15 protein-coding genes and 1 tRNA gene are annotated in these 20,969 nt (G+C 61.1%); 5 read left to right on the top strand and 11 right to left on the bottom strand.

Annotation, left to right across the window (positions count from 1 at the left end; all coding sequences use genetic code 11):
- Nucleotides 1-139 precede the first annotated feature (139 nt).
- A complete protein-coding gene (gene alaS / locus ABUH87_RS14220; RefSeq protein WP_367774686.1) occupies nucleotides 140-2,806 on the top strand; it encodes an alanine--tRNA ligase in 2,667 nt (888 codons plus the stop codon).
- Between the two features lie 41 nt (nucleotides 2,807-2,847).
- On the opposite strand, the gene ABUH87_RS14215 is transcribed toward alaS, so the two are convergent.
- From ABUH87_RS14215 to cpdR, 4 genes are all read right to left on the bottom strand, one after another.
- Nucleotides 2,848-4,620, bottom strand: coding sequence for a cation:proton antiporter domain-containing protein (locus tag ABUH87_RS14215; protein WP_367774685.1), 1,773 nt, complete (start codon nucleotides 4,618-4,620; stop codon nucleotides 2,848-2,850).
- Nucleotides 4,621-4,814: 194 nt separating this feature from the next.
- On the bottom strand, nucleotides 4,815-6,038 hold the full coding sequence (locus ABUH87_RS14210) for an NADP-dependent isocitrate dehydrogenase (protein WP_367774683.1): 1,224 nt from the start codon (nucleotides 6,036-6,038) through the stop codon (nucleotides 4,815-4,817).
- A 263-nt stretch (nucleotides 6,039-6,301) separates the two neighbouring features.
- A tRNA-Val gene (locus tag ABUH87_RS14205) sits at nucleotides 6,302-6,376 on the bottom strand.
- 86 nt (nucleotides 6,377-6,462) lie between these two features.
- The gene (gene cpdR / locus ABUH87_RS14200; RefSeq protein WP_367774681.1) at nucleotides 6,463-6,837 is read right to left on the bottom strand and encodes a cell cycle two-component system response regulator CpdR; all 375 of its coding nucleotides are present in this window, start codon (nucleotides 6,835-6,837) and stop codon (nucleotides 6,463-6,465) included.
- A 155-nt stretch (nucleotides 6,838-6,992) separates the two neighbouring features.
- On the opposite strand from cpdR, the gene ABUH87_RS14195 reads away from it, so the two are divergent.
- Nucleotides 6,993-7,964, top strand: coding sequence for an N-formylglutamate amidohydrolase (locus ABUH87_RS14195; protein WP_367774680.1), 972 nt, complete (start codon nucleotides 6,993-6,995; stop codon nucleotides 7,962-7,964).
- 188 nt (nucleotides 7,965-8,152) lie between these two features.
- Here the strand turns inward: ABUH87_RS14195 and ABUH87_RS14190 are convergent, their stop codons facing one another.
- On the bottom strand, nucleotides 8,153-8,923 hold the full coding sequence (locus ABUH87_RS14190) for a SapC family protein (RefSeq protein ID WP_367774678.1): 771 nt from the start codon (nucleotides 8,921-8,923) through the stop codon (nucleotides 8,153-8,155).
- Nucleotides 8,924-9,034: 111 nt separating this feature from the next.
- On the bottom strand, nucleotides 9,035-10,456 hold the full coding sequence (locus ABUH87_RS14185; RefSeq protein ID WP_367774676.1) for an FAD-binding oxidoreductase: 1,422 nt from the start codon (nucleotides 10,454-10,456) through the stop codon (nucleotides 9,035-9,037).
- A gap of 913 nt (nucleotides 10,457-11,369) precedes the next feature.
- Here ABUH87_RS14185 and ABUH87_RS14180 point away from each other — a divergent pair.
- A complete protein-coding gene (locus ABUH87_RS14180) occupies nucleotides 11,370-12,680 on the top strand; it encodes a DEAD/DEAH box helicase (protein ID WP_367774675.1) in 1,311 nt (436 codons plus the stop codon).
- Nucleotides 12,681-12,758: 78 nt separating this feature from the next.
- Here the strand turns inward: ABUH87_RS14180 and ABUH87_RS14175 are convergent, their stop codons facing one another.
- The gene (locus ABUH87_RS14175) at nucleotides 12,759-15,122 is read right to left on the bottom strand and encodes an ATP-dependent helicase (RefSeq protein ID WP_367774673.1); all 2,364 of its coding nucleotides are present in this window, start codon (nucleotides 15,120-15,122) and stop codon (nucleotides 12,759-12,761) included.
- Here ABUH87_RS14175 and ABUH87_RS14170 point away from each other — a divergent pair.
- Nucleotides 15,046-15,906 (top strand): hypothetical protein, encoded by an 861-nt coding sequence (locus tag ABUH87_RS14170; RefSeq protein WP_367774671.1) that lies wholly within the window; start codon nucleotides 15,046-15,048, stop codon nucleotides 15,904-15,906. The genes ABUH87_RS14175 and ABUH87_RS14170 overlap by 77 nt on opposite strands.
- Before the next feature lie 52 nt (nucleotides 15,907-15,958).
- Here ABUH87_RS14170 and rsmD read toward each other — a convergent pair whose 3' ends face one another.
- Complete coding sequence (gene rsmD, locus ABUH87_RS14165) at nucleotides 15,959-16,504, bottom strand: 16S rRNA (guanine(966)-N(2))-methyltransferase RsmD (RefSeq protein WP_367774668.1); 546 nt, start codon at nucleotides 16,502-16,504, stop codon at nucleotides 15,959-15,961.
- Nucleotides 16,501-17,397: a pseudouridine synthase gene (locus tag ABUH87_RS14160; RefSeq protein ID WP_367774666.1), complete on the bottom strand. Its 897-nt coding sequence runs from the start codon at nucleotides 17,395-17,397 to the stop codon at nucleotides 16,501-16,503. Before ABUH87_RS14160 ends, rsmD begins: the two co-directional genes overlap by 4 nt.
- A 62-nt stretch (nucleotides 17,398-17,459) precedes the next feature.
- Between ABUH87_RS14160 and ABUH87_RS14155 the strand changes: the two genes are divergently transcribed.
- Entirely contained in the window at nucleotides 17,460-18,836 is a 1,377-nt protein-coding gene (locus ABUH87_RS14155; RefSeq protein ID WP_419956705.1) for an AmpG family muropeptide MFS transporter, read from the top strand.
- Between the two features lie 17 nt (nucleotides 18,837-18,853).
- On the opposite strand, the gene ABUH87_RS14150 is transcribed toward ABUH87_RS14155, so the two are convergent.
- On the bottom strand, nucleotides 18,854-20,149 hold the full coding sequence (locus tag ABUH87_RS14150) for a bifunctional folylpolyglutamate synthase/dihydrofolate synthase (protein ID WP_367774659.1): 1,296 nt from the start codon (nucleotides 20,147-20,149) through the stop codon (nucleotides 18,854-18,856).
- Between the two features lie 34 nt (nucleotides 20,150-20,183).
- A complete protein-coding gene (trpA, locus tag ABUH87_RS14145; RefSeq protein ID WP_367774657.1) occupies nucleotides 20,184-20,969 on the bottom strand; it encodes a tryptophan synthase subunit alpha in 786 nt (261 codons plus the stop codon).

Genomic DNA, 20,969 nt, shown 5'->3' with positions numbered 1-20,969 from the left:
GGGTTAGCGGCACCGGACGGAGTGCCCTCCAGCATTTGCTGCATCCGTTCGCTTTAACGTTGCTCAGGTGTCACTTTGCCGAACGTTGATTGTGCGTTCGCGCTTGCCGCACGAAGGAGGCCGGTTTATCCGCACCGCCATGCGCTCGACTAACGAAATCCGCCGATCTTTCCTCGACTACTTCGGCTCTCAGGGGCATGATGTGGTGCCTTCGGCGCCATTGGTGCCTTACAACGATCCCACGTTGATGTTCGTGAACGCGGGGATGGTTCCCTTCAAGAACGTTTTCACAGGGCTCGAGACCCGTGAAACGCCGCGAGCGACGTCTTCTCAGAAGTGCGTGCGCGCAGGCGGAAAGCACAATGATCTTGATAACGTCGGCTATACGGCACGACATCACACCTTCTTCGAGATGCTCGGCAACTTCTCCTTTGGCGACTATTTCAAGGAGCAGGCGATCACGCACGCCTGGACCTTGCTCACCAAGGTATGGGAACTCCCTGCTGAGAAGTTGCTCGCGACCGTTTATCACACGGACGACGAAGCCTTTGCACTCTGGAAGAAGATCGCCGGATTGCCGGAAGAGCGCATTATCCGCATCGCAACGAAGGATAACTTCTGGGCGATGGGGGATGATGGCCCATGCGGCCCCTGTTCCGAAATTTTCTACGACCACGGATCCGAGATTCTTGGAGGGCCTCCGGGATCTCCGGATGAGGATGGCGATCGTTTCGTCGAGATCTGGAATCTGGTCTTCATGCAGTTCGAGCAGGCCGGTGGCGAGATCGTGGGCGACCTTCCTCGCCCCTCCATCGACACCGGCATGGGGCTGGAACGCGTCGCTGCTGTCATGCAGGGCGTGCACGACAACTATGACACGGACACGTTCAAGGCGCTGATCGCAGCATCGGAAAGTCTGACCAGCGTGCCTGCAGCAGGCACGCAGCGTGCAAGTCACCGCGTCATCGCCGACCATCTGCGCTCGAGCGGCTTTCTGCTCGCCGATGGCGTGCTCCCGTCCAACGAGGGGCGGGGCTACGTTCTGCGGCGGATCATGCGCCGCGCAATGCGTCATGCGCACCTTCTCGGCGCCAAGGAGCCACTAATGTACCGGTTGGTTCCGGCTTTGGTGGCTGAGATGGGCCAGGCCTATCCGGAACTTGGCCGTGCACAGCCAATGATCGAGGAGACGCTGCAGCGAGAGGAAATCCAGTTTCGCCGGACCCTCTCGAATGGGCTTCGCCTGCTCGAAGAGGCGACCGAAGAAATGGCTGAAGGTGACAGCCTTCCCGGCGAAACGGCTTTTCGTCTCTACGATACTTACGGCTTCCCATACGATCTTACCGAGGATGCGCTGCGCTCGCGTGGCATCGCGGTAGATCGTGGCGGCTTCGATGCCGCGATGGCGCAGCAGAAGGCGGCGGCCCGTGCAGCGTGGAAGGGGTCGGGACAGTCTGCCGATAGCGAGATCTGGTTTGACATTGCCGAGCGAGAGGGAGCGACCGAGTTTACAGGCTACAACGCCACTCATGGCGAGGGCAGGGTTGTCGCTCTGGTGCGCGATGGCAAGGAAGTTCGGTTTGCAGAAGCGGGTGACGCGGTCGTCGTGCTTACTAACCAGACCCCGTTCTATGGCGAGAGCGGTGGCCAAGTCGGCGATGCAGGCACAATCGCGAATGCTCCTGGAGGCGCCACCGGCGAACTCAGGATCGCGGTAAGCGATACATCCAAGCCTCTTGGGCGGCTGCATGCGATGCGTGGCACGGTCGAAGCTGGCACCATTACAGTGGGTGACACTGTCCAGCTTTGTGTGGATGGCGAGCGGCGCGATGCTGTGCGTGCTAATCACTCAGCAACGCACCTTCTACATGCGGCCTTGCGCAACCGCTTGGGGGATCACGTAAGCCAGAAGGGATCTCTCGTCGCTGCCGAGCGGCTGCGGTTCGATTTCTCTCACCCCAAGCCGCTGACGGATGAGGACATTGCCGCGATCGAAGCAGAGGTAAATGCCGAGATCCGCCATAATGAGCCTGTGACAACTCGGCTGATGAGCCCTGACGATGCGATCGCCGCTGGTGCGATGGCCCTCTTCGGAGAGAAGTACGGTGAAGAAGTGCGTGTGCTTGCGATGGGACGCTCGACCGGCAGCAAGAACTATTCGGTCGAATTGTGCGGAGGCACTCACGTGCAAGCGACCGGTGATATTGGCGTGTTTCGTATTGTCTCCGAGAGCGCCGTGTCTTCCGGCGTGCGCCGGATTGAGGCGCTGACGGGTGAGGGCGCGCGTCGATGGCTTGTCCAGCGTGAGGAATCTCTGAAGAATGCCGCTGCCCTCCTGCGGACCACGCCGGAGGATGTGGAGGGCCGGATCGGTGCTTTGCTGGAAGAGCGGCGTCGTCTGGAACGGGAACTCTCGGAAGCAAAGCGCTCACTGGCGCTCTCTGGCGGTAATGCCGCGAACTCTGGTCCCGCCGAAGAGGAGATAGCGGGCGTGAAGTTCTCCGGCCAAGTGCTGGAGGGACTGGATCCTAAAGAGCTGCGCGGCCTTCTCGATCAAGCCAAGCAGCGACTGGGTACGGGCGTCGCTGTCATCGTCGCCGTCAATGAGGGCAAGGCCAGCATCGCTGCTGCCGTCACGGATGATCTCACATCGCGCCTCAGCGCGGTTGAACTGGTACGTAAAGGGGTTGAGGCTCTGGGCGGAAAAGGCGGCGGCGGCCGTCCTGACATGGCTCAGGGTGGCGGGCCCGATGGTTCCAAGGGCGCAGACGCGCTGGCTGCCATCAAAGCTGCCATGCAGTCATAGAGCATGATTGGCGGGTGTGCGGCTCGGCTGCGCACCCGCTCCTAAAGAGAGTGCTCGCGCAGTGATGAACTCCTAAGGCTTGGCTTTTCGGCAAGCCCGCCCTCTCTCATAAGCTGCTCGCGTAGCTCGTCCCGCTTTTCGTGGATCGAAGCGATCACCGGCCCCATAGGAACCCCGAGGTCCACGAGAACGGCCTCGGAAAGCTGCAGCGAACTCTCCAGTGTTTCCGGGACCGCCTGCGTGGCTCCCGCCTGGTAGAGAGCGGCCGCGTGGGTCGTGTCGCGTGCGCGGGCGATGATCGGCAGGTCAGGGTGAGATGCGCGGATTTTGCGGACGAGGCGCTGCGCCGCAACGGGCTCGTCCATGGTCAGGATAACAGCCGTCGCCTTGTCGAGGCCCAACCGGGACAGGGCATTACCCCGCGCTGCGTCGCCGAAGGTGACGGCGTAGCCGCGTTGCTTGCCTTCGCTAACCAGATCGGCATCGGCATCCACAGCCATATACGGCTTTTCATGCGCCTGAAGCATGTCTGCGACCAACCGACCGACGCGGCCGAACCCGATGATAACGGCGCGGGGGTCCTTCTCTCCGGGCAGCCGGTGCGGAGGCTCTACACCATCCACCCGGCCTCCCATATACCGCCCAGCGAGCGCAAGCAGTGGTGTGACCGTAAGGCCGAGTGCGGTTACGATCTGCCAGAACTGTTCTGTTGCTGGAGCAATGATCTGGGCCGCCGCCGCGGCTGAGAGGACGATCAGCGTCGTCTCCGATGGGCTTGCCATCAGGATTCCCGTCTCGGTTGCCGTCCCTCGGCGCGCGCCCATCAGGCGCAGCAGCAGTGCTGTGACGACCGCTTTCAGTGCGATCACACCGCAGGTCGCCAGCACGATCTTCACGATGTCGCGCGCAACGGCAGCAAGGTCGATGCTCATCCCCACCGTGATGAGGAATATTCCCAAGGCAAGGCCCTTGAAGGGTTCGATGATGTTTTCGACTTCGCCGTGGTATTCCGTCTCCGCGATGAGCAGTCCGGCGATCAACGCGCCGACAATCGGGGAAAGCCCGGCCGCGGCCGTCGCAAGAGAAGCAAGGATGACCACGAGCAGCGAAGCCGCGAGGAAGAGCTCAGGACTTTTGGTACGGGCGGCCTGGGCGAAGAGCGGCGGAAGCATGTACCGGCCCACCACGAGCAGGCCGACGACCACGGCCGTACCAAGAAGGAGAGTGTTCGCGAGCCCTTCCATACTGCCCCGCGCGGTCGGAGCGAGGGCACCCAGGACGAAGATAATCGGTACCAGCGCCATGTCTTCGAACAGCAGCATGGCCAGTGCAGCACGTCCGACCGGCGTCGCGGTGCTGGTGATGCGCAACACAAGTGCTGTTGACGAGAGCGCAAGAGCCGCGCCGAGTGCAAGTGCTGCAACGGGATGATGCCCCAGTGCGGTGAGGATCGCCGCAAGGGCAGCACCGATGCCCAGTAGCTCCAGTGAGCCAAGCCCGAACACCTGCTGACGCATCTGCCAGAGCCTCGCAAAGGAGAGTTCCAGCCCGATCGAAAATAGTAGGAGGATGATCCCGAACTCGGCGAACAGGTCCAGGCTGTCGGGGTCAGATATCGTGAAGTGAGAGAGCCAAGGGTACTCGGCCACGAGCGTGCCGAGACCATATGGGCCGACAAGCAGGCCGATCAGGATGAACCCGATAACGGGCGTGATCCGGAACCGGGCGAAGATCGGAATGACAGCCCCGGCGGCGCCTAGGATGACGAGCGCGTTGGAGAGTACGGGTGTGTAGAGTTCGGTGGTGCCTGCCATGCTCAAGCCACTATGGCAGCAAGGCGGGTTTTGTCACCGGTCAGCACGACTGGCAGCGGAAAGGTGAACACCGATTCTGCGCGCAAGGTGCGGCTGCGCAGGGACCTTGCCCAGATGCATAGAGTTCAAATGACTTGGGAGGAGCCGTTCAAGCTCCCCCCAACTCAAATTACGGGTAACACCGTCGCTCGATGTCAGGCCCAGCTGGCCATTTCGGCCTCGAGGTTCTGCACGATGGCCTCGAAGAACTGCTCGGTGGTCATCCACGACTGATCGGGGCCGATCAGCAGTGCGAGGTCCTTGGTCATCTTGCCGCTCTCGACCGTCTCGATGCAGATGCGCTCGATCGTCTCGGCGAACTTCACGACCTGTGGGGTATCGTCGAACTTGCCGCGGTACATGAGCCCGCGGGTCCAGGCGAAGATGGACGCGATGGGGTTGGTTGAGGTCGACTTGCCCTGCTGGTGCTGGCGATAGTGGCGCGTGACCGTGCCATGTGCCGCCTCGGCCTCGACGGTCTTGCCATCGGGCGCCATGAGCACCGAAGTCATCAGACCGAGCGAGCCGAAGCCCTGCGCCACCGTGTCCGACTGCACGTCGCCGTCGTAGTTCTTGCAGGCCCAGACGAACTTACCCGACCACTTGAGCGCCGATGCGACCATGTCGTCGATCAGGCGGTGCTCATAAGTGATGCCCTTGGCCTTGAACTGCTCGGCGAAGCCTTCCGTATCGAAGACCTCCTGGAACAGATCCTTGAAGCGGCCGTCGTAGGCCTTCATGATCGTGTTCTTGGTGGAGAGATACACCGGCCACCCGAGATTGAGGCCGTAGTTGAACGACGCGCGCGCGAAGTCGCGGATTGAATCGTCCAGGTTGTACATCGCCATCGCAACGCCGGCGCTGGGGAACTTGAACACCTCAAGGTCGAGGTTCTTGCCGTCGTCACCCTCGAAAACCAGGCGCAGGGTGCCGGGTCCCGGGATCAGCGTATCCGTGGCGCGGTACTGATCGCCAAATGCGTGACGGCCAACGACGATGGGGTCGGTCCAGCCGGGTACCAGGCGAGGAACGTTGGAGATCACGATCGGCTCGCGGAAGACGACGCCACCCAGGATGTTGCGAATCGTGCCGTTAGGCGACTTCCACATCTTCTTGAGGCTGAATTCCTCAACGCGCTGCTCGTCCGGAGTGATCGTGGCGCACTTGACGGCGACGCCGTACTGCTTCGTCGCATTGGCACAATCGACAGTCACCTGATCGTCAGTGGCATCGCGATTTTCGATCGAAAGGTCATAATACTTCAGATCGATGTCGAGATAGGGGAGGATGAGGCGCTCGCGGATCCACTGCCAGATGATCCGCGTCATCTCGTCGCCATCCATCTCGACGATCGGATTCTTGACCTTGATCTTTTCCATTCAAACTCTCCTGGGGTGAGGATTTTCGCGGCTTCTTAGGCAGCGCGCTCACGCTTAGCAAGGCAAGTATCGAGAGGGCGATGTCGCTGCCGGAGCGGTTGTCCGCTGCCCGTCGGCGCCGTGGCGATCAGCTCTGCCTAACCTGCGGTAAATACACGATCCAAGGCTCAGGAGATTGCGGATGTCGATTGAAGACCAGTGCCGCGCCTTGCGTCGCTGAACGAAAAAACCCGCCAAGCCATGAGGCTAGCGGGCTCTTCGAATGGTGGGCGTAGCAAGGATTGAACTTGCGACCCCTACGATGTCAACATAGTGCTCTACCACTGAGCTATACGCCCGAACACCATTCGCTCTCCGGAAGGCATTCCCGCCGGAGGAGGGCCCTTTAGCGGCGCGTTTCCTCCGATGCAAGCCTCTATTTTCGTCAGACGCGGGCATGCTCGGCAAAGTTGAAGACGCGCTGCACTTCCAACACAAGATCGCGCAGGTGAAAGGGCTTTGAGAGTACGCGAGCTTGGGGAGCCTCACGGCTGGCCCTCAAGGTGACACCCGCAAAACCCGTGATGAACATCACTTTGGTCTTGGGGGCGATCTCGCTGCATCGCTGCGCAAGCTCAATCCCGTCCATCTCCGGCATGACGATGTCGGAAAGGAGGAGGTCGAAGCTCTCGCGCTCCAATAGAGGAATGGCCTCTGTCCCCCGGTCCACAGCGGTCACATCGTAGCCGGCATTTTGCAGGGCGCGCGACAGGTAAGTGCGCATGGCTTGGTCATCTTCTGCAAGCAGGATGCGGATCATCGCCTTCTCGTTCGGAATTGTGTGCTACGGCGCCTCTCGGCCGCGGGTCGTCCTATCACTCGATGAGTTAACATTCTTGCCGGGTGAAGGTGGATGCGTGACCAACTTGCTGGCATCTTTGACAGCGGGCGACGAACAGGACAGCAATTGTGCCTATGGCAGAAGGTCTTAACGAGAGTGATTCGCGAGAGATAAGGGGAGGAGCCATACCCGGGACGCACGGGGTAAGCGCATTTCGCGCCTGGGGGGGCGAGCACTCGGTCCTGCCGGTACTCGTGGCGGTTCCCCACGCTGGCCGTGCTTATCCGGCTGCCTTGTTGCGTGACATGCGACACGCGGAAGCAGCATCGCTCAAACTTGAGGACCGCTACGTCGACAAACTGGCGGCAGCTGTGGCTCGCGAGACCAAGGTGGCGCTGCTCGTAGCCCAGGCGCCAAGGGCAATGATCGACCTAAACCGCGCGCCCGACGACGTTGACTGGGAGATGATCAGTCAGCCTAAGCCCGCCGAAGCCGCTTCCACCGCGACCAGCCGGAGGGCGCGCAGCGGCCTGGGATTAATTCCTCGACGTCTTCCCGGGATCGGCGAGCTCTGGCGACGGCGGCATGATGAGGCTGAACTTACCGGCAGGGTGGGCGGCATCCACGAGCCCTATCACGCACAGCTCGCGGCGATGCTGACGAGCATTCGCGAGCGTTGGGGGGCTGCGCTGCTGATTGATCTGCATTCCATGCCGCCACTCCCGTCCGTAGCTGGTCAGCCTCCCGCGCAGTTCGTGATCGGTGACAGGTTTGGCGCTTCAAGCCATGGCAGTTTGGTTGGAGGAGCATTTGCGTACCTGGCCGAACGCGGAGTTCGTGCTGCACACAACAGGCCTTACGCTGGCGGATATGTTCTGGAGAGGCATGCGTCTCCTGCTCAGGGCGTTCACGCGATCCAGATCGAGGTCGACCGCACTTCCTATCTCGATTCGCGACTGGCGGAACCCGGCCCCGGCTTCGATACGACTGTCGATGTTCTGATTGGCCTTGTTCGCTGCCTTGCAGCTGTCGTGGCGGAACTGGCACTCACAACGCCACAGCGACGAGAAGCCGGTGAGACAGGGTGGTCTCTCGCAGCCGAATAGCCGCTGCGTTTAGGCATCAATAAAAAACCACCCCGCGCAAATGCGCGAGGTGGCCAAGGTTCAGGGAGGAGGTGCACAATGTGCACCAACTTCGCCAAGCCATGAGGGCAGCGTTGGCGAAGCGATGCCGATATAGGCGCGGTCGTCGACCCTTGCAACCCTGCGCGGCGTCAGATCGTGGAGTAGTTTCAAGCCGTCTGTGGAACTGCGGGGCCCTTGCCCTGAGCAATCTGGCGTCCGAAAATATCCCGGACCAGATCCAGCGAAAACAGGTGCGCATAGATCAGCGCCAGCAAGCCGTTCTGATTCCATGTTCTCAGAACGTCGCCGCGCACCTCGCGCAGCTTCGCTTCGTCAACCATCCGGAAGCCACGATAATTGAACGGCTGTCCTGTGCCGGCTTCGATGTTCAGTTCGCCATCCATCAGGAGGTTGTGCTTTTCGAGTTCGGCCATGAAGTTGGCAGTCTTCTGTCCGGCAATCTCGAACTGTTCGCAGAACTTGAGCGTATTCTGGCAAGCCTCGCTTGGATTGCTCCCGTCGAACAGAGGTTGGCCGTCCTCAAACTCGCCGACCAGATCGCTGGTTGGGTCGAGGCAGAGGGAAAGCTCGTCGGAGTCGGGGCGCACGCGGGCAAGAAGGAACGGGTAGCGGCGCACGTAGGCGGGCATGTAGATCGGGGAAGGGACAGAGCCATCCTCCTCAACGAACACGTTCACGCCTTCGTTAAGGCCCATAAGAGCAATCGGGAACGGATTCTCGCCGGCAGAAAACACGATGGGGAAGTGGCGTTGCGCCATCGGGAATTCTTCCACCGTGAGGGGAACCGTATTGACACCTGCCAGCCAGGTCGCCTTGTCGGTCGCGCGGCTACGCCAATTTGCGTGCTCCTGCGAACTGAGGAGGACAAGGTCGTTGTAGAACAGGGGAAGGGAAACGTTCTGCGGCGCGCTGGCCATTGTTCTTCTCCGCAAATGAGCGCGATCGATTGGTGCGAGCCTTTAGGGAATGGCCACCTGGCGCGCAAGCGTGCGGCCATTTGCCTTTCTCTAAATCAGACCAACTTAGTATCAGACCAACTTACCGGGGTTAAGGATACCGCTTGGGTCGAGTGCCGATTTGATCTGCCGCATCAGGTGTAACGCTACCGGATCTCCAAGACGTGCGAGCTCGTCCCGCTTGAGCTGGCCGATGCCGTGTTCCGCCGAGATCGACCCGTCCCAGTCGGTCACAAGGTCATGGACATGGCGGCTGATGCGCTTGCCCTCAGTCTCCTGCCATCTGGTCCGTTCAGCGCCGCCCGGTGCTATCACGTGCAGGTGAATGTTGCCGTCGCCCAAGTGGCCGAATGCAACCACTTCCGTTCCCGGCCAAGCGGCTCCAAGCTCTCGTATCGCCATGTCGATGAAGTCGGGCATTCTTGCGACGGGAACCGAGATGTCGTGCTGCACGGCCGGGCCGCGCTCGCGCTCAGCCGGTGCGATGGTGTCACGTATCAGCCAGAATGCGTCAGCCTGCGCTTCATTGGCGGCGATGACCGCATCGTCCAGCAGCTCCTTCCGGAAAGCATCCTCCAGCATTGTCTCGCAGGTGTCGCGCAGGCGGTCAGCGTGTGTGCTGTCGGCAACCACTTCGATCAGCGCGTGCCATGGGTGGATGCCGGCGAGCGGCGGCCGTGCAGTCGGCATGTGATCGAGCACTGCTTCCAACGAAGCTTGAGGCAAGACCTCGAACCCTTCGAGCGCTTCGCCGGCCACGTCCTCGCAGTGAAGCAGGAGTGCGCGCGCAGCCTGCACCGTTGGCAAGCCCGCCCAAATGACCAGTCGATCCGCGCCCGCCGGGACCAGTTTGAGCGTCGCCGCGGTTACGATCCCGAGCGTCCCCTCCGATCCGATGAGAAGCTGCTTCAGGTCGAACCCGCGATTGTCCTTCTTCAGCGGCGTCAGCGTCGAGAATACCTGACCGTCTGCGAGCACTGCCTCCAGCCCGAGAACAAGCGACCGCATCGAACCGTGACGCAGAACCTGTGTGCCACCCGCATTTGTGGAAATGAGGCCGCCGACAGTCGCCGAGCCTTTTCCGCCCAACGTGAGGGGGAACCGAAGGCCCTCAGCCGCTGCGGCTTCGTGCAACACCTCGAGAATCACGCCCGCGCCACAGGTCACCTGGCGGCCTTCGACGTCGACATCCGCTATCGTGTTCATCCGGCGCAGGGAGAGCAGCACGGCCTCTCCACTCTGGTCTGGTGTTGCGCCGCCAGCCATGCCGCTGTTCCCGCCCTGCGGGACGATCGGAATGGCGTGCTGTGCACATAGTCGCACCAGGGCGGAGAGCTCCTGAGTGTTGGCTGGCGACGCCATTGCACGGGCGCGCCCCTGAAACCGGCCCCTCCAGTCGGTCAGCCACGGTTCCACGAGATCTGCGTCACAGGTGATGCCGCGCGGTCCAAGGTGCGCGAGCGCGGCGTCCAGAAAGGCTTGCTGTCCACTCATGCTTTTAACTATGCCATTGGAATGCTCACATGCCTACAGTGGTTGCCGCTGAGTATGCGGTCGCGAGGAAGCATGGCATTGTCAGCGATCGCGAGTCCGGGGAGTTAAGCGGCTGTTCAAGTTGCCTTGCTATGTCCGACTTGCTGCTTTTCAGGCCTTTCGGGACAGATCTGACCGATGAATTTCGCCGCTGTCTTGCTTTCGCCGCTCTTCTTCTTGTTTGCGGCGGATGATGCGGGTGGCGAGCATGGCCAAATTGCCCGTGGAGCCCCTTTGCAAACCATGGAGCGAGAATTTCAGCAGCCCTGGTCGATGCAATCTGCTTGGGTTCCGGCGCTTCCTTTCGAGCCAGACATCGTAAGGCAAGTCCACATAGAGCAGAGGATGGTTATCCGCGTCGCTCCTCGTGTCGTCATGCCGTTGGTAGCCGACCCTTTTTCCGCGAGTCCGCGCGTTCGAGATACTTCCGGGTACTCGGAAAAAAAGGTCGGCAAGTGCCTGCCTATCAACGGGATTATTGCTGCGGAGCCAAGCGGGCCGAGTTCCCTAGTTCTCCATATGCGAGACAGGCGTATGGTCAGCGCGAAACTCGCGCAAAGTTGCCTTTCGCGTTCATTCTACTCCGGCTTCTATCTCGCACGAAGCTCCGATGGGATGGTGTGCGTAGGCCGGGATACGCTGCATTCACGCAGCGGAACTGCGTGCAAAATCTCGCGCCTTCGCCAGTTGGTACCAGAGAAAGAATGAGGGCAGTGCGCAAGCATGTAGATGCACCAATTGCGCGGAAATGCTTGACTTTGTCGCCCTTCAAGTCATAGGGCGCGGCAAGCGTGCGCCGAAGCTGTGCTAGGCTGGTCCTTACATCGGTGTGGGCTGTTTACGTGCACCCAGTTTACCGGAAACCCCTAAGCCTATGAACTTTGCCGATCTCGGCCTTTCAGACGAGTTGCTGCAAGCGGTCGTGGAGGCCGGCTATACAACGCCGACTCCGATCCAGGAGCAAGCAATTCCGCAGGTCCACATGATGCGGGACCTTATCGCGATCGCACAGACGGGTACGGGAAAGACCGCTAGCTTCGTGCTGCCGATGATCGATATCCTGGCGAACGGACGCCGCCGGGCACTGATGCCCCGGTCGCTTATCCTGGAGCCTACGCGTGAACTCGCCGCCCAGGTGGCGGAGAATTTTGAGAAGTACGGCAAGAACCACGACCTGAAGATGGCGCTCCTGATCGGCGGCGTACAGATGGGCGATCAGGTGAAGGCCCTTACCGAGGGCGTGGATGTTCTGATCGCTACGCCAGGTCGGCTGATGGACCTGTTCGAGCGTGGAAAGATCCTGCTGACGGGCTGCTCTCTGCTGGTGATCGACGAGGCTGATCGGATGCTCGACATGGGCTTTATCCCCGATATCGAGAATATCTGCACGAAGCTGCCTCCAAGCCGCCAGACGCTCCTGTTTTCGGCGACAATGCCCCCGCCGATCAAGAAGCTGGCGGATCGGTTCCTAACCAATCCCAAGTACATCGAAATCGCCCGTCCGGCGACGGCGAACGTCAATATCGTCCAGCACAAGGTGCCGGTGCAGGCGCGCAAGAAGCGCGATGTGCTCCGTCACCTCTTGCGCACTGACGATGTCAGCACGGCTATTATCTTCTGCAATCGCAAGACGACCGTTCGGGAGCTCAACAAGAGCCTGCAAAAACACGGTTTCGCGAGCGGAGAGATCCACGGTGATATGGATCAGTCGGCGCGGCTTGCGGAACTGCAGAGGTTCAAGGACGGATCGATCAACATCCTCGTCGCTTCCGACGTCGCCGCTCGCGGCCTCGACGTGAAGGGCGTCAGCCATGTCTTCAATTTCGACACGCCCTGGCACCCTGACGACTATGTGCATCGCATCGGGCGTACAGGACGCGCAGGCGCAACAGGACGGGCGTTCACTTTCGTGACGACTGAAGACGCCGAGGCGATCGACAATGTCGAAAAGCTAACGGGTGGAAAGATCCCGCAGTTCCTGCTCGAAGAGCCGGCAGAGAAGCCGCAGCAGCCGGCTCCTAGACAGGACAATCCGGCTCCTGCGAAGGGACGCAAGAGTGATCGTGGCGAAGCCGCGCGGAGCGCGCGTCCGGAGCCGCGTGGCGCTCAAGAAATGAAGCAGCAGCCCGACGACAGCTGGAATGGTCCGGTTCCTGAGTTCCTGCACGTCTCAGCTCTATCTTAGGATAGAGCAGGCGGTTAACCGCTGCTCTCGCCCGCTCGACGTGTTGATGGCCGCCCAAGCGGAAACCGATTTACGCCTTCAATCCGTCAGCTTTACGAAACTGTCGATTACCCGCTTCCGACCGGCCTGCTCGAAGTCAATTTCCAGTTTGTTTCCTTCTTGCGCTGCAACCACGCCGTACCCGAACTTGTCGTGAAACACCCGCGTGCCGGTGCTGACATCCGAGCGCGGCTTTGCAGCGAAGCTAGCGGCTGATCGCGTGCTTTCAGCAACGCGGCGCGGGGCAGGACTGTATTCCTTGGAAGCGGCACGCTGCCAACCAGGACCACGGGTCACCGTACGCGCTGGCTGAGCTCTTGCTACGCCGGCAAACGGATCAGCGTGCTCAGACCACTGCGCTCGCCACAGTGAGGCGCCGCCGCTCATTGTCGATTCCTGCGCTATATGTTCCTGCGGCAACTCTGCGACAAAGCGCGAAGGTATCGAACTCGTCCACTGGCCGTAGATTCGACGGTTCGCAGCGTGCAGGATCGTACACCGCCGACGAGCGCGTGTAATCGCGACGTACGCAAGCCGCCTTTCTTCCTCCAGACTAGCGAGACCTCCTTCGTCGATCGCACGCTGCGAAGGGAACACTCCTTCCTCCCAGCCCGGCAGGAAGACATGGTCAAACTCCAGCCCCTTCGCGGCATGCATCGTCATGATGGTGACTTTTTCTGTCTCGTCCGCAGCTTCATTGTCCATGACCAGGCTGACGTGTTCGAGGAAATCGCCAAGAGTCTCGTATTCTTCCATCGCGCGGGCCAACTCGGCCAGGTTCTCCAGTCTGCCCGCGGCCTCCGCAGTCCTTTCCGCTTGAAGGGCATCCGTGTAGCCGGACTCGTCCATGACTGTGCGAAGCAGATCAGCCGGGCTGACGGTGTTCCCGAGGTCACGCCAGCGCGCAAAGTCGCGCATCATGCTGACGAACGTGTTTCGCGGGCGAGCTGGCAATTCGTCGGTGTCCGCGATCTCGATCGCAGCAGAAGCCAAGGGGATACCCCGTCGCCGCGCGTGGAGGTGCAGCTTCTCCAAAGCTTTGGCGCCAAGCCCGCGCTTGGGCGTGTTGTAGATGCGTTCGAAAGCAAGGTCGTCTGCAGGCTGAGCAATGACTCGCAAATAAGCCAGAGCGTCGCGTATTTCTGCTCGCTCGTAGAAGCGAAATCCGCCGACAATCCTGTAGTTCAGCCCTATCTGAATGAAACGATCTTCGAACTCGCGCGTCTGATACTGGGCGCGCACGAGGATGGCGACTTGCGAGAGTGTAGCGCCCTCGCGCTCCAGCCTCTCGATCTCATCGCCAATTCGCCGTGCCTCCTCGGGCCCATCCCAAATGCCGATGATCCGCACGGGATCGCCGGCGTGCCGCTCGGTCCAGAGCGTTTTTCCGAGCCGCTCGCTGTTCTCGCTGATCAGGCCAGAGGCAGCAGCAAGGATCTGTGGCGTCGAGCGGTAATTCTGCTCCAGCCGAATAACCTTTGCCCCCGGAAAGTCCTTCTCGAAACGTAGGATGTTAGCGACTTCCGCGCCGCGCCACGAGTAAATGGACTGATCGTCGTCGCCGACAACGCAGATGTTCTGACGGCCTTGGGCCAGGAGGCGTAGCCACAGGTACTGCACCTGATTGGTGTCCTGGTACTCGTCAACCATCACGTACTTGAAGCGCTGCCGGTATTGTTCGAGCACCTCCCGGTGTTGGCGCAAGATGTTCAGCATGTGGAGCAGAAGGTCACCGAAATCGCATGCATTCAGCGTCTTGAGCCGGTCTTGATAGAGACTGTAGAATTTCTGCCCCTTGCCGTTGGCATAGGCTTCGTTCTCGCCCGCATCGAGGTCTGCAGGATTCAGGCCGCGGTTCTTCCAGCGATCGATGCATCCGGCAAGTTGCCGTGCTGGCCACCGCTTCTCGTCAAGCCCTTCGGCTTGGATCAGCTGCTTCAGCAGTCGTAGCTGATCGTCTGTGTCGATAATCGTATAGTTCGGTTGCAGGCCGACAAGTTCGGCATGCCGCCGAAGCATTTTTGCCGCGATCGAGTGGAAGGTACCCAGCCAAGGCATGCCCTCCACCGCGGGTCCGATCATTTGACCCACGCGCTCACGCATCTCGCGAGCTGCTCTATTGGTAAACGTGACGCAGAGGATTTCAGAGGGCCATGCTCTTCTCGATCGCACAAGATGGGCCAGGCGAGCGGTCAGGGCTGCGGTTTTTCCGGTGCCCGCGCCTGCGAGCATCAGAACCGGCCCTTCGGTGGTTAGCACTGCCTCTCGCTGCGGAGAGTTCAAACCTCCGACCAACGCTTCTGCAGGTTCTTCGAAATGCGGGGAAATGGAGCCAGTCACCCGTGAACAGCTAGGGAACGAACTGGCGCTGCGCAAGGCCGGTTCGGCGCTTGGGGGGAACATTTACCCTCCACGAGCGTCGGCTGACCTGATCGTTGTGTTATGGAGTGTGACGATGCGCAAGTTCCTCTCGTGCGGTGCTGTGGCACTTGCACTCGCTACCCTGCCTTCCAACGCGATCGCGCAGGGCGCGGCTAGTAGTGGCGGGATGCAGCCGCCGGAGAATAGCACGTCACCTATGCCAAGGCCTGCTCCCTTTCCACCCGGTACCACCACGCCAGCGCCAGCGCCGGATGGAACGACGACAGTCACTACGACGGAGACAATGGAAATGCCGACCTCCAGCAGCAGCTGGAACTCAGGCGATGCGCGTTCGACCACAATGACAGTGCAGCAGCGGACCGTATATGACACGTGGCCGTCTGATCGGCGCTCTGGCTATGACACTCTGCCGATCGATCAGCAGACATACTTCTGGACTCTGACTCCCGAGCAGCAGGAAGGGTTCTGGGCACTGACGCCAGATCAGCGTGGACGTCTCTACCAAATGTCTCCTGAACAGCGCGCTCTTGCATGGCGGTCCATTGTCCACCAGTTGCAAGGTCGGACGCCGAGCGTCCCCGCAGGTCAGGCGAACCCTCCCGGAATGGGTGTTCCGACGACCGGAGTGCCAAACCCGCAGACAGCGAACCAGGCTGCGCGTCCGGCCATGCCGGCTGACGAAAGCTATGAAGGCGGGCCTTACAAGGGTGCGCTGACACCGCCGCCGGCCGACGCCATGGACAAGGAATACCCGGTGTGCAGCCGAACGGTACAGGACAGCTGTCGCAATCCGGACCGCCGGTAGAACAAAGGTCCTGCTTGTATCCGAGCTTCGGGCATCCGACCCTGAGTTCGGATTATTCGGGGCGCATGAGGTGCAATCGCGCCTTTCCTACATCACGTACAGTGTCGACTGTAAATCCTTTTAGAGATACGTTTTCGGCGCGGGACGTTTCCAAACTGACCCAGGCAGACGGCGCGACCCACCCAAGCCGCGTCAGCTTGTCGATCGCAACCACGCCTGCGCCGGTTTCGTAAGGCGGATCCAGAAGCAGGAGGTCGAGCTGTTCACCTCGCGCTGCACCGAGTGACAACACGGATGTGGCACGCACGTCGCACCGGTCTTGCGCGTGAAGGCCGGAGATATTCCTGCGCAGCGCGCGGATCGCCGCTGGGTCCTGTTCGACGAACAGGCAACTGGCCGCCCCGCGCGAAAGCGCCTCGAGACCCAATGCGCCTGAGCCGGCGAAAAGGTCTGCAATACGCAAGCCCTCGAAGCTTCCCAAGCGACTGGTGAGCATCGAGAAGAGCGTCTCGCGCGTCCGGTCAGCAGTGGGTCGCGTAAGCTCTCCCTCAGGCGCCGTGAGCTTACGTCCACGCCATTCGCCCGCGATGATCCTCACGCTGCGCTGCCCAGGCTCTTGCGGAACATCTCGATCTGCTTGGGTGAGATCTCCACGGCCGTGCCTTTGGGCAATTGGTCGAGCGCGAAGGGGCCATACCCAACGCGGATGAGCCGGCTGACTTCCAGGCCCAAGTGCTCGAGTATGCGGCGCACTTCCCGGTTCTTCCCTTCGGTCAGACGCATTTCGATCCACTGATTGCGGCCGGTTCGACGCTCCATATTAGCGTCTATCCGCCCATAGTGCATGCCATCGATTTCTACGCCTTCGATCAGCTCTTCCAATTGCGCCTGCGTCACCGTGCCGAAAGCGCGCGCGCGATAGGTGCGGGTGACCTTGGTCGCGGGCAGTTCGAGAAGGCGCTTGAACTCTCCGTCGTTCGTCAGGAGCAGCAACCCTTCCGTGTTGAAGTCCAGTCTTCCCACGGGCATCACTCGTCCCGCCCCTGCAGGCAGGGCATTGCGCAGTGCGGTGTAGATCGTGGGGCGACCGGCCGGGTCGCGTTCTGCGGTTATGAGGCCGGCGGGCTTGTGGAAAGCGAAGAGGCGCGTTGCTTCTGCCGCTTTGACCGGGTTGCCATCTACCGTCACACCGCGCAGGTCCTTCAAGACCGTGGCGGGAGTGCTGACGACGTCGTCCCCGATCTTGATGCGGCCGTCCGCGATCATGCGTTCCACCTCCCGGCGGCTGGCGACACCCGCTCTCGCAAGTAGCTTGGCGATCCGTTCACCCTCTCGGCGCTCTTGTGGAGCGCCGGTGTTTGCGGTCGGCTTTGCGTCACCCGGACGCCGGGCAGGGCGTCCGGGAGAGCGAGGGAAGGGGCCTCGCGAGTTCGTGTTAGGGCCACGCGGTGGACCGCGCCGGTCGCCGGCTTTTCGAGGAGGTTGAGACATTTGTCCGCGCATAGCTGTTGATCGGCTTGTCATCTAGCCTTCCCATCGTGCCAGCCAACGTTATGCAGGCGGAGCTTTGCACGGAAAGGATCGGCGTGAGCCAGACGACTGACATCGAAGCCTCGCAGACCGGCATTTGGCGGTCTGTTCGACCTTACTTCGAGAAGGAGTCGCTTGCCGCTCTCGCCCTCGGGCTTTCGTCAGGCTTTCCTTTCGCAATGATAGGAGCCACGCTGACCACCCGGCTCGCACAAAATGACGTGCAAAAGTCAACGATTACAGCGTTTACCCTGGCCTTCCTCGTTTATAATCTGAAGGTGTTCTGGGCTTGGGTCGTGGACGGAGTGCGACTTCCGCTGCTGGGCCGCATGGGGCAGCGGGTCTCCTGGATGCTGGTCGTCGGTCTCTTCGTGATCGCCGCGACCGTGAACCTCGCCCTTGTCGACCCGGCCACGGATTTGGCGGGAACCGTCGTCGCCGCATTGCTAGTGGGCGTTGCGGGCGCCACCTTTGACATCGTCATCGACGCGTATCGGATCGAGACGCTCAAACCCTACCAGCTCGGTACGGGGTCGGGAATGAGCCAGTACGGATGGCGGCTGGGCTCGGCCGGGGCCGGAGCTTTGGCGCTTGTGGTTGCCGAGAGGTACGGTTGGAGCTCAGCGTACATCGCATGCGCAATTTTCGCGGTTCCGGCCATGGCAACGGCGCTTTTGCTGGGGGAGCCTCCACGGCGGCAGGTCGTGATCGAACGAAAGGGAGTCAGCGAAGTCTGGGAGGCGATCGTGGTGCCTTTCCGGGAGTTTTTCGGGCGCACCGGCGCTTTGCTGGTGCTGGCGTTCATCCTCGTGCACAAGATCGGGGATACGCTAGCCAACCTCACGTTTCGGCTGCTGTTCAACGATTTGGGCTTCAGCAACGACGAAATTGCTATCTACGATGTCGGCGTGGGTTTCTGGGCCTACCTCATTGGCATCTTTATAGGGGGCGTTGCCTATGCACGCCTCGGCCTCAAGCGCTCCGTGCTGATTGCACTCGTGCTGATGGCGATCTCGAACCTGAGCTTCGCTCTTCTCGCCCAGGCGGGACATTCGAACCTCGGCATGTCGGGCGCCATCGGCTTCGAGAATATGGCGAGCGGATACGGCGGCGTGGTCGTCGTGGCCTACTTCTCTGCGCTGTGTGATCTGCGGTTCACAGCCACGCAGTACGCCTTGATCTCGGCGGCGGCGAGCATCGTCGGGCGCTTCCTGACCGGTACCACAGCTGGCGCCTTGATCGAGGCCTTTGGTTACGTGAATTTCTATCTGCTTACGACCATTGCCGCGCTGCCCGGAATCGTGCTGTTCTGGTGGATGATGCGTCGCGGCCTGGTCGACGCTGCGATGGGGACCGCAGGGGAAGTCGGCGATCCGCAGGTCAGCTCAGATAAGAAGTAGGGCACTTCGAGCAAATCTCAGTCCGGTACCTCGTTGTTCGCCTTAAGCACCTCGCCAGCCAGATAAAGCGAACCGGCGATCAGCACGGGGAGCCGGTCTTCGGGAAGGCTGGCCAAGGCCACCTCGACGCTGGATACTGCGCGGGCTGCGCGGCCGAAAGCACGGGCTGGGTGACTCTCGTGTCCCGGAACAGGCACAGCCTGCAGGCTCGCAGTGCCTGGCGCCAGAGGGCCGGCAATTGCTTCGGGGTCCTTGTTCGCCAGCATTCCGAGCACGAGATGCAGTTTCTGGTCAGCAAAGTGCCGCGCCAAGGCGCGGCCCGCATCAGGATTATGACCTCCATCGAGCCATACCTCCCGGTCTCCGGCCAAGGCCGTGAGAGGTCCCTGATCGAGCTTTTGCAGCCGCGCCGGCCATCGAGCATCCCGAATACCCCGACCCATCGCTTCGACAGACACGCTGACACGGTCCTGGTGGCGCAGCATGGCAATGGCGAGGGCTGCGTTCTCCGCCTGATGGGAACCAGGCATCTGTGGCAGCGGCAGGGTCAGCGCGCCATGCCGGTCACGATACTCAAGCACGTCGATGCTTGTCGCATCCCAATCCATGCCGCGCATGTGGAGCGGTGCACCGGCAGCCATGGCGGCGCGCTCGATTTCCAGTGTCGCGTCATCCGGGTAGCTGAGGGTGCATGCAGGCACCCCTGGCTTGATGATACCTGCCTTTTCGAAGGCAATCCGCGCAAGCGGTGCTTCGGGTGCGCCTTCCTCGGGGCGGAGCAGGAATGCTTCGTGATCGATCCCTAAAGTTGCAATTCCCACAGCCGCAGGGTGGCGCATGATGTTGGTTGCGTCGAAACGACCGCCCAAACCCGTTTCGATGACGCATGCATCCGCGTGTTCCCGCGCAAACGCGAGAAACATCGCTGCAGTCGTGACTTCGAAAAAACTGACTGCGAGTTCTGCGGATATATCCAGAACTTCCTCAAGAAGATCGGCTAAGTAGCGGTCTTCAATGAGCTTTCCGACGATCCGGATACGCTCGTTGTAGCGCACCAGATGGGGCTTGGTCGCAGTGTGGACCGTGAGGCCATCGGCCTCAAGGATCGCCCGGAGATAGGCACAAGTCGAACCTTTCCCATTCGTCCCAGCCACATGGAAGGCTGGCGGGATCTGCTCCTCGGGATTGCCCAGCCTTGCCAGCAGAGTGCTGATTGTCTCAAGGCCGAACCGCCCCTGCGGCAGGGAGAGAGCGGCAAGCCGATCCAACTGCCGCTGCACTTCTGGCGAATCAGATTGTGCAAAATCGTTCATCCGTCCGCCTTTCAAAGGGGAAGGAGTGCAAAGATCACGCGATCTCGCGAGCCTTGTGAATGGCTTCGGCAAGAGTGGCTGTGAACGAGCGTATCGGCTCTGCCGCAGCGTTTCCGTGCTGCTTTACCAGTTCGACAAGAGCCGAGCCCACAACCACGCCATCCGCGACCCGCGCGATTGCACTCGCTTGTTCAGGAGTTCTCACGCCAAACCCGACAGCAACAGGAATGTCGGTCGCGGCCTTGAGGCGCGCCACGGCTTCTTCAATGGAAGTCTGTGCCGCCTGCTGCACGCCCGTGATGCCTGCGACCGAGACGTAATATAGAAAACCGGAAGACCCGTTCAGCACGGCGGGCAGCCGCTCCGAATCGGTCGTGGGCGTCGCGAGGCGGATCGGCGATACGCCGGCATCGCGCAGAGCGGGGCCAAGGTCGGCGTCTTCCTCTGGCGGAATATCCACACAGATGACCCCATCGACGCCCGCCTTCATGCATTCGGCAGCGAACCATTCCGGCCCACGAATAGTCATGGTGTTCGAATAGCCCATCAGCACCAAGGGCACTTGCGGATGCCGCTGGCGGAAGTCGGTCGCGATACGAAAGATGTCGCTGGTGCGAGTGCCGGCTTGAAGGCTGCGGATGTTCGCTTCCTGAATGGCGGGGCCGTCCGCCATGGGGTCGGTGAACGGCATACCCAGTTCAATGACGTCCGCTCCTCCAGCCACTAGAGCATCGAGGTTCGCGGCGGTGTCGCCATCTCCAGCGGTGATGAAGCAGACAAGGGCCGGCCCCTTGCCAAATGCGTTTGCGAACCGGCTCAT

This window comes from Novosphingobium rhizovicinum (assembly GCF_040813635.1).
GTDB lineage: Bacteria > Pseudomonadota > Alphaproteobacteria > Sphingomonadales > Sphingomonadaceae > Novosphingobium > Novosphingobium rhizovicinum.
This window is presented reverse-complemented; position numbering and strand designations above follow the sequence as displayed.

Bases quoted from the DNA above. Each gene is read 5' to 3' on its own strand.
- ABUH87_RS14180 (WP_367774675.1), top strand. From the start codon at position 11,370: ATGAACTTTGCCGATCTCGGCCTTTCAGACGAGTTGCTGCAAGCGGTC.
- cpdR (WP_367774681.1), bottom strand. From the start codon at position 6,837: ATGATCCGCATCCTGCTTGCAGAAGATGACCAAGCCATGCGCACTTAC.
- ABUH87_RS14175 (WP_367774673.1), bottom strand. From the start codon at position 15,122: ATGTTCCCCCCAAGCGCCGAACCGGCCTTGCGCAGCGCCAGTTCGTTC.
- ABUH87_RS14215 (WP_367774685.1), bottom strand. From the start codon at position 4,620: ATGGCAGGCACCACCGAACTCTACACACCCGTACTCTCCAACGCGCTC.
- alaS (WP_367774686.1), top strand. From the start codon at position 140: ATGCGCTCGACTAACGAAATCCGCCGATCTTTCCTCGACTACTTCGGC.
- ABUH87_RS14190 (WP_367774678.1), bottom strand. From the start codon at position 8,923: ATGGCCAGCGCGCCGCAGAACGTTTCCCTTCCCCTGTTCTACAACGAC.
- ABUH87_RS14195 (WP_367774680.1), top strand. From the start codon at position 6,993: ATGGCAGAAGGTCTTAACGAGAGTGATTCGCGAGAGATAAGGGGAGGA.
- ABUH87_RS14210 (WP_367774683.1), bottom strand. From the start codon at position 6,038: ATGGAAAAGATCAAGGTCAAGAATCCGATCGTCGAGATGGATGGCGAC.
- ABUH87_RS14150 (WP_367774659.1), bottom strand. From the start codon at position 20,149: ATGAACGATTTTGCACAATCTGATTCGCCAGAAGTGCAGCGGCAGTTG.
- trpA (WP_367774657.1), bottom strand. From the start codon at position 20,969: ATGAGCCGGTTCGCAAACGCATTTGGCAAGGGGCCGGCCCTTGTCTGC.
- ABUH87_RS14170 (WP_367774671.1), top strand. From the start codon at position 15,046: ATGGAGCCAGTCACCCGTGAACAGCTAGGGAACGAACTGGCGCTGCGC.
- ABUH87_RS14155 (WP_419956705.1), top strand. From the start codon at position 17,460: ATGCAGGCGGAGCTTTGCACGGAAAGGATCGGCGTGAGCCAGACGACT.
- ABUH87_RS14160 (WP_367774666.1), bottom strand. From the start codon at position 17,397: ATGTCTCAACCTCCTCGAAAAGCCGGCGACCGGCGCGGTCCACCGCGT.
- ABUH87_RS14185 (WP_367774676.1), bottom strand. From the start codon at position 10,456: ATGAGTGGACAGCAAGCCTTTCTGGACGCCGCGCTCGCGCACCTTGGA.